The sequence below is a fragment of the Streptomyces kanasensis genome (genome assembly GCF_043077165.1).
Taxonomy (GTDB): domain Bacteria; phylum Actinomycetota; class Actinomycetes; order Streptomycetales; family Streptomycetaceae; genus Streptomyces; species Streptomyces changanensis.
This window is the reverse complement of sequence record NZ_JBIBSF010000006.1, coordinates 398,457-410,443: the sequence shown is the minus strand read 5'-3', so window position 1 is coordinate 410,443 and position 11,987 is coordinate 398,457. Positions and strand designations below refer to the sequence as shown.

At 75.1% G+C, this 11,987-nt stretch carries 7 protein-coding genes; 3 read left to right on the top strand and 4 right to left on the bottom strand.

The genetic code is table 11. The annotated features are described in order from the left end of the window. Nucleotides 1-470: 470 nt before the first annotated feature. The 4 genes from ACF053_RS18075 to ACF053_RS18060 form a co-directional block, all read right to left on the bottom strand. Nucleotides 471-1,100, bottom strand: a complete 630-nt coding sequence (locus tag ACF053_RS18075) for a GntR family transcriptional regulator (RefSeq protein WP_391954797.1) — start codon at nucleotides 1,098-1,100, stop codon at nucleotides 471-473. A gap of 143 nt (nucleotides 1,101-1,243) precedes the next feature. Beyond that, complete coding sequence (gene sucB, locus ACF053_RS18070; RefSeq protein ID WP_391954796.1) at nucleotides 1,244-3,109, bottom strand: 2-oxoglutarate dehydrogenase, E2 component, dihydrolipoamide succinyltransferase; 1,866 nt, start codon at nucleotides 3,107-3,109, stop codon at nucleotides 1,244-1,246. A 59-nt stretch (nucleotides 3,110-3,168) separates the two neighbouring features. Continuing rightward, nucleotides 3,169-4,557 (bottom strand): dihydrolipoyl dehydrogenase, encoded by a 1,389-nt coding sequence (gene lpdA / locus ACF053_RS18065; RefSeq protein WP_391954795.1) that lies wholly within the window; start codon nucleotides 4,555-4,557, stop codon nucleotides 3,169-3,171. Nucleotides 4,558-4,930: 373 nt separating this feature from the next. Further along, nucleotides 4,931-6,451, bottom strand: a complete 1,521-nt coding sequence (locus ACF053_RS18060) for a leucyl aminopeptidase (RefSeq protein WP_391954794.1) — start codon at nucleotides 6,449-6,451, stop codon at nucleotides 4,931-4,933. A 306-nt stretch (nucleotides 6,452-6,757) separates the two neighbouring features. Here ACF053_RS18060 and ACF053_RS18055 point away from each other — a divergent pair, with 306 nt between their 5' ends. The 3 genes from ACF053_RS18055 to ACF053_RS18045 are packed head-to-tail and all read left to right on the top strand — an operon-like array spanning nucleotide 6,758 to nucleotide 11,917. Beyond that, on the top strand, nucleotides 6,758-8,809 hold the full coding sequence (locus ACF053_RS18055; RefSeq protein ID WP_391954793.1) for a hypothetical protein: 2,052 nt from the start codon (nucleotides 6,758-6,760) through the stop codon (nucleotides 8,807-8,809). Nucleotides 8,810-8,864: 55 nt separating this feature from the next. Beyond that, a complete protein-coding gene (gene pelF, locus ACF053_RS18050; RefSeq protein WP_391954792.1) occupies nucleotides 8,865-10,391 on the top strand; it encodes a GT4 family glycosyltransferase PelF in 1,527 nt (508 codons plus the stop codon). Next, entirely contained in the window at nucleotides 10,391-11,917 is a 1,527-nt protein-coding gene (locus tag ACF053_RS18045; protein WP_391954791.1) for a hypothetical protein, read from the top strand. Before pelF ends, ACF053_RS18045 begins: the two co-directional genes overlap by 1 nt. The last annotated feature ends 70 nt before the right edge of the window (nucleotides 11,918-11,987 follow it).

The following is an 11,987-nucleotide window of genomic DNA, read 5'->3' as shown; positions in this document are numbered from 1 at the left end:
TGATTTTGGGCACCGGGTGCCGTGTTTTCGCAGGGGCGGGCGTACGTGTGAGCGCGGTCACCGCAAGATGAGCGCGAGCCTGCCGGGCGGCACCGGCTGCCGGGCGGCGGCGCCGGGCGGCACCGGCTGCCGGGCGGCGGCGCCGGGCGGCACGGCTGTCGGGCGGCGCCGGGTGGCGGGGGTGCTGCGCGCGCCGCGGGGGGTGCGGCCGATCCCCGGGGCGGCGGGAGCGGCGGCTCCTCCGGGCTGATGGGGTGGGCCGGGCCGACGGGAGCCGTGGGTGGTGGAGCCGCCTGCGGGCCGTGTGTGACGTGAGGGGCGGGCGCGGGCGCCCGGGGCCCGGGGAGGCCGTGCGCGGGCCGGTGTGGGGCCCGTGTGGCCCGCCGGGGGCTCCCCGGCGGATCTCCCGGCCCGATCGGGTCACGCGGGGCTGCGGGGCCCTGGGGGGGCGGGGGGAGCCGGCGCCCCGGCTACGCCCGGGGGGCGCAGCCCAGGACGTGGGCCTTGACCAGCCTCCCGATTTCCGGGTCCCGGCGGCGGAAGGCCGCCACGAGGTCCTGGTGCTCCTGCGCGTACTCCTTCTGCACCGTGCCGAGCCAGCGGATCGACAGGGCCGTGAAGACCTCGATCCCCAGCCCCTCCCAGGTGTGCAGCAGGACGGCGTTGTGCGCGGCGCGGACGAGCTCGCGGTGGAAGGCGACCGTGTGCCGCACCTGCGCCGTCCCGTCGCCGTGCGCGTCCGCCTCGTACAGCGCCGCCACGTGCGGCTCCAGCGCCGAGCAGTCCGCCGCCAGGCGCTCCGCCGCCAGCTCCGCGGCGATCTGCTCCAGGCCCGCCCGCACCGGGTAGGACTCCTCCAGGTCGGCGGCCGTGAGGTTGCGTACGCGCACGCCCTTGTTCGGCGCCGACTCGATCAGCCGCAGGCTCTCCAGCTCCCGCAGCGCCTCGCGCACCGGGGTCTGGCTGACCTGGAGCTCCGTCGCGATGCGGCGCTCCACGATCCGCTCGCCCGGCTTCCACCGGCCGCTGACGATCCCCTCCACGATGTGCTCGCGGATCTGTTCGCGCAGCGAGTGCACGACGGGGGGCGGGGTGGTCATGGAGGGGGCTCCTTCGCTGCCGCGGCGGTCGACGCCATCGCGGCCATTATTCCGCCCGTGCCCCGCCGGGACGACGACGGCGCCCCCGCGCCGGCAACTGCCGGGCGGGGGCGCCGTGTTGGACGGGTGTCAGCCGAGGGGGCTCACAGGCCGAGGTCGACCTCGAACTCGCCGGCCTCCAGGATCGCCTTGACGGCCGTCAGGTAGCGGGCCGCGTCGGCACCGTCCACCAGGCGGTGGTCGTAGGAGAGCGTCAGGTACGTCATGTGGCGCACGGCGATCGTCTCGCCGAGCTCCGGGTGGTCCACGACGACCGGGCGCTTCACCGTGGCGCCGATGCCCAGGATGGCGACCTGGTTCGGCGGGACGATGATGGTGTCGAACAGCGCACCGCGCGAGCCGGTGTTGCTGATGGTGAAGCTCGCGCCGGCCAGCTCGTCCGGGGTGATCTTGCCGGCGCGGACCTTGCCGGCCAGGTCGGCCGTGGCCTTGGCGACACCCGCGATGTTCAGGTCGCCGGCGCCCTTGATGACCGGCGTCATCAGACCCTTCTCGGAGTCCACGGCGATGCCGATGTTCTCCGAGTCGAAGTACGTGATGGTGCCCTCGTCGTCGTTGATCCGGGCGTTGATGACCGGGTGGGCCTTCAGCGCCTGGGCCGCCGCCTTGACGAAGAACGGCATCGGGGAGAGCTTGACGCCCTCGCGGGCGGCGAAGGCGTCCTTCGCGCGGTTCCGCAGCCGCATCAGCTTGGTGATGTCGACCTCGACGACCGAGGACAGCTGCGCCTGGCCGTGCAGGGCCTTCATCATGTTGTCGCCGATGACCTTGCGCATGCGGGTCATCTTGACCGTCTGACCGCGCAGCGGGGACGCCTCCAGGGCCGGGGCCTTGGCGGCGGGCGCGGCGGCCTGGGCCGGGGCGGCCGGGGCCTTCGCGGCCTCGGCGGCGGCGATGACGTCCTGCTTGCGGATGCGGCCGCCGACACCGGTGCCCTTGACCGAGCCGAGGTCGACCCCGTGCTCGGAGGCGAGCTTGCGGACCAGCGGGGTCACGTACGCGCCCTCGTCCGTCGCCTGGGCGGCGGGAGCGGACGGGGCCGGAGCGGCCTGCGCCGGGGCCGGCTGCGCCGGGGCGGCCTGCGCGGGGGCGGGCTGGGCCGGGGCGGCAGGGGCCGGAGCCGGAGCCTGGGCGGCCGGAGCCGGAGCCGGAGCCGGGGCCGGGGCGGCCGGGGCCGGGGCCGGGGCCGGGGCCGGAGCGGGCTGGGCCGGGGCGGCCGGAGCCTGGGGCGCGGGCTCGGGCTCGGCGGCCGGGGCGGGAGCGGCCGGGGCGGGCTCGGCGGCCGGAGCGGCACCGGCCTCACCGATGACGCCCAGCTTGGCGCCGACCTCGGCCGTCTCGTCCTCACCCACGACGATCTCCAGCAGCACGCCGGACGTCGGGGCGGGGATCTCCGTGTCGACCTTGTCGGTGGAGACCTCCAGCAGCGGCTCGTCGGCCTCGACCGACTCGCCGACCTGCTTCAGCCAGCGCGTCACGGTGCCCTCGGTCACCGACTCGCCCAGCGCGGGCAGGACGACCTCGGTGCCCTGCGCGCCACCGGCCGGGGCGGCGGGCGCCTCGGCCTGCGCGGGGGCGGCGGGGGCCTCCTCCGCCTGGGCGGGGGCGGCCGGGGCCTCGGCCGGGGCCGGGGCGGGCTCCGGTGCGGACTCCTGGGCGGGAGCGGCGGCCGGCGCCTCGGCGGGTGCCTCGGCCTGGGCGGGGGCGCCCGAGCCGTCGTCGATGACGGCCAGCTCGGCGCCGACCTCGACGGTCTCGTCCTCGGCGACCTTGATGGACGACAGGACGCCGGAAGCGGGGGCGGGGATCTCGGTGTCGACCTTGTCGGTGGAGACCTCGAGCAGCGGCTCGTCGGCCTCGACGCGCTCACCCTCGGCCTTCAGCCAACGGGTGACGGTGCCCTCGGTGACGCTCTCGCCGAGCGCCGGCAGGGTTACGGAAACCGGCATGGTTTCACTTGCTCCTAACGAACTTGTGCGGTGTGTGGTCGCGCCCGGTGACTGGTGCGTCAGTCGTGGGAGTGGAGGGGCTTGCCGGCCAGGGCCAGGTGGGCCTCGCCGAGCGCCTCGTTCTGCGTCGGGTGGGCGTGGACGAGCTGGGCGACCTCGGCCGGCAGCGCCTCCCAGTTGTAGATCAGCTGGGCCTCGCCGACCTGCTCGCCCATGCGGTCGCCGACCATGTGGACGCCGACCACCGCACCGTCCTTGACCTGCACGAGCTTGATCTCGCCCGCGGTCTTGAGGATCTTGCTCTTGCCGTTGCCGGCGAGGTTGTACTTCAGGGCGACGACCTTGTCCGCGCCGTACAGCTCCTTGGCCTTCGCCTCGGTGATGCCCACGGAGGCGACCTCGGGGTGGCAGTACGTCACCCGGGGCACACCGTCGTAGTCGATCGGGACCGGCTTCAGACCGGCCAGGCGCTCCGCCACCAGGATGCCCTCGGCGAAACCGACGTGCGCCAGCTGCAGGGTGGGGACGAGGTCGCCCACGGCCGAGATCGTCGGCACGTTGGTGCGCATGTACTCGTCGACCAGGACGTGACCGCGGTCCATGGCGACGCCCTGCTCCTCGTAGCCCAGGCCCTGCGAGACCGGGCCGCGGCCGATCGCGACGAGCAGCACCTCGGCCTCGAAGGTCTTGCCGTCCGCGAGGGTGACCTTGACTCCGGCGTCGGTGTAGTCGGCGCTCTGGAAGAAGGTGCCCAGGTTGAACTTGATGCCGCGCTTGCGGAAGGCGCGCTCCAGCAGCTTGGAGCTGTTCTCGTCCTCGACCGGGACCAGGTGCTTGAGGCCCTCGATGATCGTGACGTCGGCGCCGAAGGACTTCCACGCCGAGGCGAACTCGACGCCGATGACGCCGCCGCCCAGGATGATGGCGGACTCGGGGACCCGGTCGAGGGTCAGCGCGTGGTCCGAGGAGAGGATGCGGTTGCCGTCGATCTCCAGGCCCGGCAGCGACTTCGGCACGGAGCCGGTCGCCAGCAGCACGTGGCGGCCCTCGACGCGCCGGCCGTTCACGTCCACCGAGGTCGGGGAGGAGAGGCGGCCCTCGCCCTCGATGTAGGTCACCTTGCGGGAGGCGACCAGGCCCTGCAGGCCCTTGTACAGGCCGGCGATCACGTCGTCCTTGTACTTGTGGACGCCCTTGATGTCGATGCCCTCGAAGGAGGCCTTCACACCGAACTGGTCCGCCTCGCGGGCCTGGTCGGCGATCTCGCCGGCGTGGAGCAGGGCCTTGGTGGGGATGCAGCCGTTGTGCAGGCAGGTGCCGCCGAGCTTGTTCTTCTCGATCAGTGCGACGTCCAGGCCCAGCTGCGCACCCCGCAGGGCCGCGGCGTAACCGCCACTGCCACCGCCGAGGATCACTAGGTCGAAAACGGTGCTGGCGTCGTTCGCCACGTCACGTCCTCCATGCATGTGCGCCGGTCGCCGGAACCGTGTCCCCTCGGCGGGGATGACCGGTCGGTCGGCTGGTGTGCGGCCGCTGTTTTTTCGGCCCTGTGGTGGGGGCCCTGTCCTGCCGGGAACCCATCTTCGCACTTGTCGCGGACGTGCGGGACGCGGGGCCGGTTCCCGGGACCGGCCGGGCGTCCGGGAGCGGAGGTCGCCACCGCGTACGCGCGTGCGGATTTCGTCGTGGGCGAACGGGAACGGCGACGGCCCCGGACGGGTGACGTCCGGGGCCGTGCGCGGCGACCGCCCGCGGGCGGCCGGTTCCGTGGTCCCGTACCGCCGGCCCTCGCGGCCCGGCGGCCCTCCCCGGGACCCGGCGTCAGCCCAGGTCGCCCGCGGCGGTGCGCTCGGCCAGCCGCACCAGGGTCCGCACGGCCGAGCCGGTGCCGCCCTTGGGGGTGTAGCCGTAGGGGCCGGACTCGTTGAACGCCGGGCCGGCGATGTCCAGGTGCGCCCAGGTGATGCCCTCGCCGACGAACTCCTTCAGGAACAGGCCGGCCACGAGGCCGCCGCCCATGCGCTCGCCCATGTTGGCGATGTCGGCGGTGGGGGAGTCCATGCCCTTGCGCAGCTCCGCCGGGAGCGGCATCGGCCAGGACTGCTCGCCGGCCTCCTCCGCGATCTCGTGGATGGCGGTGCGGAACGCGTCGTCGTTGGCCATGATCCCGAACGTGCGGTTGCCGAGCGCCAGCACCATCGCGCCGGTCAGCGTCGCCACGTCCACGATCGCGTCCGGCTCCTCCTCCGAGGCGCGGGTGAGGGCGTCCGCGAGGACCAGGCGGCCCTCCGCGTCGGTGTTGAGCACCTCGACGGTCTTGCCGCTGTACATGCGCAGCACGTCACCCGGGCGGGTGGCGGAGCCGGAGGGCATGTTCTCGGCGAGCGCGAGCCAGCCGGTGACGTTGACCGGCAGGCCGAGGCGGGCGACGGAGACGACCGCGGCGAAGACGGCGGCGGCGCCGGCCATGTCGCACTTCATGGTCTCGTTGTGGCCGGCCGGCTTCAGGGAGATGCCGCCCGAGTCGTAGGTGATGCCCTTGCCGACCAGGGCGAGGGTCTTCTCCGCCTTCGGGTGGGTGTAGGCGAGCCTCACCAGGCGCGGCGGGTTCTGCGAGCCGGCGCCGACGCCGAGGATGCCGCCGTAGCCGCCCTTGGCGAGGGCCTTCTCGTCGAGGACCTGGACCTTGACGCCGTTCTCCTTGCCGGCCGCGGTGGCGACGGCGGCGAACGCCTCGGGGGTGAGGTCGTTGGGCGGGGTGTTGACGAGGTCGCGGGCGCGGTTGACCTCCTCGGCCACGGCCAACGCGCGCTCGGCGGCCGCCTTGTACGCCTTGTCGCGGGGCTTCCCGCCGAGCAGGACGACCTCGGCGAGCGGGCGGCGGGCGTCCTCGCCCTGCTCCTGGTAGGCGGTGAAGGCGTACGCGCCGAGGAGCGCGCCCTCGGCGACGGCCTCCGCGTCCTCGACCGCCTCGACGGGCAGGGCGAAGGCGGCCTTCTTCGTGCCGGTCAGGGCGCGGGCGGCCGCACCGGCGGCGCGGCGCAGGGCCTCGGTGCCGTACGCCTCCTCCTTCGAGGGGGCCCGGCCGAGGCCGACCGCGAGGACGAGGGGTGCCTTCAGGCCGCCGGACGTCGGCACCTTGGTCACCTCTCCCTCGGCACCCGAGGCGCCGAGGGTCTCCAGGACGGCGGCGAGCTTTCCGTCGAACGCCGCGTCGACGGCCTCGGCGCCCGGCGCGGCGACGAGCCCCTTGCCGCCGTCCGCGGGCTTGGCGACACCGACCACGAGGGCGTCGACGCGCAGCGTCGCGGCACCGGCGGTGCTGAGAGTGAGAGCAGTCACGGTGGTGAAATCTCGCTTCCGTTGAGTTCTTTCGCGGTCGAGGGGTGGGCCGACCGTGCCCGCCGCATGGTAGTTCGGCCCGTTGGAGCGTCACGCACGAGCCTACGCGCGCACGTGGTTTTCGCTCACGAGGGCGGGAGTTCACTCGTTCGAGGTGTCTCCTCCATGTTTTGCGGATCACCACATGAGATCTGCGTCACACTCCCGGCATTCGTGCAAGGCGACCACGTACCCGTTTGCATCATCTCCACAGATCCTCCCGGTGCGGGCACGTCGCGCGGGAGCACCCGTCAGGGGGGAAATCCCATGCGCCACCACCGAGTCCGGGCCCGCGCGACGGCCGGCGCGCTGCTCGCCGCGGCCCTGCTCACCACCCTCCCGCCGGCCGCGCCGGCCGGCGCGGCCACCGCCGTCGCCCCCCGCGTGGACCTCACCGTCCTCGTCGTCGACGACGGCGGCGGCGGCGTCGCGGCCCTCACATCCGAACTGCGCGCCTCCGGCGTCCCCCACCGGCGGATCGTGCTGGACGACCCCGGACGGCCCGTCATCGACGCGGCGTTCCTCGCCGACCCCCGCGACCCCGCCACCGGCCGGCCCCGGGCCCGCTTCCAGGGCGTGATCCTGCCGAACGAGGCCCCCGCCGGCCTCGGCGCCGCCGAGCGGGCCGCCCTCGCCGACTACCGGCGCGCCTACGCCATCCCGCAGGTCGACGCGTACACCTGGGCCCACCCCGGCGTCGGCCTCGACCACACCGACCAGGGCGGCTACGCCGGTACCCTCGACGGCACGGCCGCCGCGGTGACCGCGGCCGGCCGCACGGGCCCCTTCCGCTACCTGGACGGGCCCGTCGTCTTCGAGGACAACGACCCGGCCGTCCCCGAGAGCCACGGCTACGCCGGCCGGCCCCGCGAGGGGTACACCAGCCTCCTCGACGTGCCCGTCGCCGGCGGCGGCCGCGCCAGCCTCATCGGCGAGTACGTCCGCGACGGCCACCGCGACCTGGTCGTCACCTTCGCCTACAACGAGCACCAGCGGCAGTTCCGCGCGGTCGCCCGGGGCATCGTCGAATGGCTCACCGACGGGGTCCACCTCGGCCTCAGCCGCTACCACTTCGCCGTCCACGTCGACGACGTCTTCGCCCCCGACTCCCGCTGGAACACCGAACGCAACTGCACCCCCGGCGACTTCGACTGCCCCGGCGGGGACGGCGAGGACGCCTCGACCATCCGCATGACGGCCGACGACGCCCGGTACGCCGCCGCGTGGCAGCGCACCTCGGGCCTCACCCTCGACATGGTGTACAACGCCGGCGCCGGCGAGGAGTGGAAGGCGGCCCACGGCGGCGACCCGCTCACCGACCAGCTCCTCGCCGACCGCGCCCGCCACCGCTGGGTCAACCACACCTACACCCACCCCTTCCTCGGGTGCGTGCAGGACACCTCCACCGTGCCCTGGCGGTGCGCCACCGACGCCACCGGCGCCACCCGCTGGGTGAGCCGGGCCGAGATCGCCGCCCAGATCCGCGACAACCACGCCTGGGCCGTCGCCAAGGGGCTGCCCGTCGACCGGACGGAGCTCGTCACCGGCGAGCACTCCGGCCTCGCCACCCTGCCCCAGCAGCCCCGGGACAACCCGAACCTCGCCGGGGCGCTCGCCGACACCGGCGTGAAGTGGATCGCCTCCGACAACTCCCGCGAGCCCGCGCAGCGTCCCGTCGGCACCGCCCTCACCGTGCCGCGCCACCCCATGAACGTGTACTACAACGTCGGCACCGCCGCCGAGATGACCGACGAGTACAACTGGATCTACACCCGTCGCTCCGACGGCGGCAGCGGCGTCTGCGAGACGAACCCCGCCTCCACCTGCCTCGACGCCCCCCTCGACCCGGCCACCGGGTACGCGGAGCACATCGTCCCGCAGGAGGCCCGCACCGCGCTGCGCCACGTCCTGGCCGGTGACCCCCGGCCGCACTACGTCCACCAGTCCAACCTCGCCGAGGAGCGCCTCCTCTACCCCGTCCTCGACCGGGTCCTCGCCGACTACCGGGCCCTCTTCGCCGACAACACCCCCCTCGTCACGCCCCGCCACCGCGACGTCGGCGTGGAGCTGGCGCGCCGCGCCGCCTGGGACCGGGCGCTCGCCGGGGGCCGGGTCACCGCGTACCGCGTCGGCGGTACCGTGACCGTGCAGGCGCCGACCGGCGTGGCCGTCCCCGTGACGGCTCCCGAGGGCACGCGCAAGCGCGCCCTGCTCGGTTCGAGCGCCTTCGGTGCCCCCTACGCGGGCGCCCGCTCCGCCTGGGAGACTCCCGGCACGTTGCAGACCGCCCTCACCCTCACGCTGCCGACGACCACCTGACCACACCGGACGGGACCCTCCGCACCGGCCGGACCGTCCACACCGGGGGAACACCATGCCCAGCAGCGGCCGTCACGTCACCCTGCTCACCGAAGGCACCTACCCGCACGTCCACGGCGGCGTGAGCACCTGGTGCGACCAGCTCGTCCGCGGCATGCCCGAGGTCGACTTCCAGGTCCTCGCCCTCACGGGCAGCGGCCGCGAACCCGTCACCTGGCAGCTGCCGCCCAACGTCCACCGGCACACCTCCTTCCCCCTGTGGGGACCGGCCCCCGGCCGCTCCCGGCCCCTCCTGGGCCGGGAGCGACGGCGCTTCGTCGACACCTACGAGCGGTTCCTGCTCGCCATCCTCGACCCGGCGGCGCCCCGCAGCCACTTCGCCGAGGGCCTCTTCGGCCTCGCCGAGCTGGCCCGCCGCGGACGGCTCTCGGCGGCCCTGCGCTCCGAGGCCGCCCTGCGTTCCCTGATATGGATCTGGACCATGCCGCACCTGGACACCGCGGCGGCCCGGCCCACCGTCCACGACGCCCTGACCGCCACCGACCTGCTGGAGCACGCGCTGCGCCCGCTCGGCGCCCGGATACCCGACGACTGCGTCGCCCACGCGGTCTCCAGCGGCCTCGCCACCCTCCCCGCCCTCGTCGCCCAGCACCTCGACGGCGTACCGTTCCTCCTCACCGAGCACGGCATCTACCTGCGCGAGCGGTACCTCGGCTACCGCACCGAGGCCCAGCGCTGGCCCGTCAAGGCCCTCGTGCTCGGCTTCTACCGCGAGCTGAACTGCCTCGGGTACCGCAAGGCCGACCTCATCACCCCCTGCAACCGGTACAACCGGCGCTGGGAGGAGCGCGGCGGTGCCCCCGCCGACCGCATCCGCACCGTCTACAACGGAGTGGACCCGCACGCGTTCCCGCTCGCCGGACCCGAGCCGCGGACCCCCACCCTCAGCTGGTGCGGCCGGATCGACCCCATCAAGGACCTGGAGACGCTCGTCCGGGCCTACGCCATCGCCCGCGCCGAGGTCCCCGCCCTGCGCCTGCGCCTCTTCGGTCCCGTCCCCGCCGGCAACGAGGACTACCGCACCCGCCTGGAGAAGCTCGCCGCCGAACTCGGCGTGGGCGACGGCGTCAGTTACGAGGGCCGCGTCGAGGACGTCGCCGGCGCCTACGCCGCCGGCACCGTCGTGATGCTCTCCTCCATCAGCGAGGGCTTCCCCTTCTCCCTCATCGAGGCCATGTCCTGCGGCCGTGCCACCGTCTCCACCGACGTCGGCGGCGTGCGCGAGGCGGTGGGGGACACCGGCCTCGTCGTCCCGCCCCGCGAACCCGCCGTCATGGCCGAGGCCGTCCTCACCCTCCTGCGCGACGACGCGCGCCGCGCCGAACTGGGCCGCCGCGCCCGGCAGCGGGTCGTCGACCGGTTCACCCTGCGCCGCTCCGTCGACCGGTTCCGGCGCATCTACCGCGAGCTGGCCGGCTTCCCCGAACCCGAGCCCGCCACCGTCGAGTCCGGCGACTGGACGCTCCAACTCCGTATCACCGACCCCTGGTACCGGGAGCTCGCCACCGAGGGGACGGTCTGATGAGCGGCTCCCTCTGGCTCACCCCGCCCGGCGCCGCCGGCCCCGGCGCGCCCGTCGACACCCTGCCGCGCATACCGCGCGCCCCCCGGCAGCGCCCCGCCTGGGCCGCCGCCGACCCCCTCGACGAGCTGACCACCCGGCTGGAGGACCTGATAGCGCAGGCGGTCCACCCGGACGAGATAGCGGCCATCCTGGAGTCCGACGGGATGACGGACGACCACATACGGCTCACCTACGGCCGCGAGGACTCCTTCGCCCTCGCCGAGGACCTCTACGCCCGCGTGGAGCGCCGCCACCCCGAACCGGCCGGGACGCCCACCGGCCCCGGCTCCGCCGGGGGGACCCCCGGGCACCGCCTGGGGGACTGCGTCCTGCGCGGCCTGGTCTTCGCCCTGCCCGGCCTGGCCTACGTCCTGGGCGCACCCCTGCTCGCCGGCCCGCCCGGCGCCCTGGGACTGCCCGCCGGCACGGTGCCGCTGCTCGCGGGCGCCGTCACCGGATGGGTGTGGAACCAGGCGCTCTCGCACCGCGCGTACGCCTGGCTCGGCCTCGGCGACCGGCCCGCGGCCGCCCGCACGCTCCTCGTGGGCGCCCCGCTCGGCGGGCTCCTGGGGGCCCTCGTCGCCGTGGCGGCGGCCCGGCCGGGCGAGTGGGGCGCCGTCGTGTTCGCCGCGGGGCAGGCCCTGTACCTGGCGGCCGCCACGGTGCTCCTCGTCCTGGGCCGGGAGAGGTCCCTGTTCGGCGCCCTGCTGCCGCTCGCCGTCGGCGCCCTCGCCGTGCCGGTCACGGCACTCCCGGCGGCGGCGCGGTCCGCGCTGATCCTGGCGTCGCTGCTCGCGGCCGTCGCCCTGGCCGCCCGCGCCCTGGCCGCCGAGACGGCGCCCGGCGGGCCCGGGGGCGGGAGCCGTACCGGTGCGAGCGTGGGGAGCCGTGCGACGCCCCGGTTCGCCGCCTCCCTCCCGTACGGCCTGTTCGGCCTCGGCACCGGACTGCTGGTGCTGTACACCGCGATCGGCGACGTCCTGGCGTACGGCCCGTCCGCCGCGGTGGCCGCGCCGTCCGCCGTCGCCCTGACCCTGTCCATGGGGCCCGCCGAGTGGCTGCTGTACCGCTTCCGCGGCGAGAGCCTCGCGGGGCTGCGCGCCTCCACCAGCCCGGCCGCCTTCCGCCGTGCGGCGGGCGGGGTCCTCGTGCTCTGCCTCGCCGCGTACCTGACGGTGCTGCTGGTCCTGGCCGCCGCCGGGACGGCGCTCGTACCGGGCGCGCCGGAGCTCGGGGGCGTACGGCTGGTGACGCTGCTGCTCATCGGTGCGGTGCTGTGGACCGCGCTGCTGCTCCAGTCGTTCGGCGCCGTCCTCGGCGCGGCCGTCGTCTGCGCGGCGGCGGCCGGCGTCCAGACCGCGGCGCTGGCCACCGGGGCCGGCGAACCGCGGGCCGTGGGCGCGGCGGTGGCGGGCGCCGCCGCGCTCGTCCTGGCCGCGCTCTGCGGGATCCTCCTCGGTCGCGCCACCGCCCACCGCCACTGATCCCGACCGGGGCCTCCCCCCGGTGACCGCCTCCCCCGGTGACCGCCCCCGCCCCCGTGACCGACCCACC

Coding starts and splice junctions, on each gene's coding strand:
- ACF053_RS18075 (WP_391954797.1), bottom strand. CDS start 1,100: ATGACCACCCCGCCCCCCGTCGTGCACTCGCTGCGCGAACAGATCCGC.
- sucB (WP_391954796.1), bottom strand. CDS start 3,109: ATGCCGGTTTCCGTAACCCTGCCGGCGCTCGGCGAGAGCGTCACCGAG.
- ACF053_RS18055 (WP_391954793.1), top strand. CDS start 6,758: ATGCGCCACCACCGAGTCCGGGCCCGCGCGACGGCCGGCGCGCTGCTC.
- pelF (WP_391954792.1), top strand. CDS start 8,865: ATGCCCAGCAGCGGCCGTCACGTCACCCTGCTCACCGAAGGCACCTAC.
- ACF053_RS18045 (WP_391954791.1), top strand. CDS start 10,391: ATGAGCGGCTCCCTCTGGCTCACCCCGCCCGGCGCCGCCGGCCCCGGC.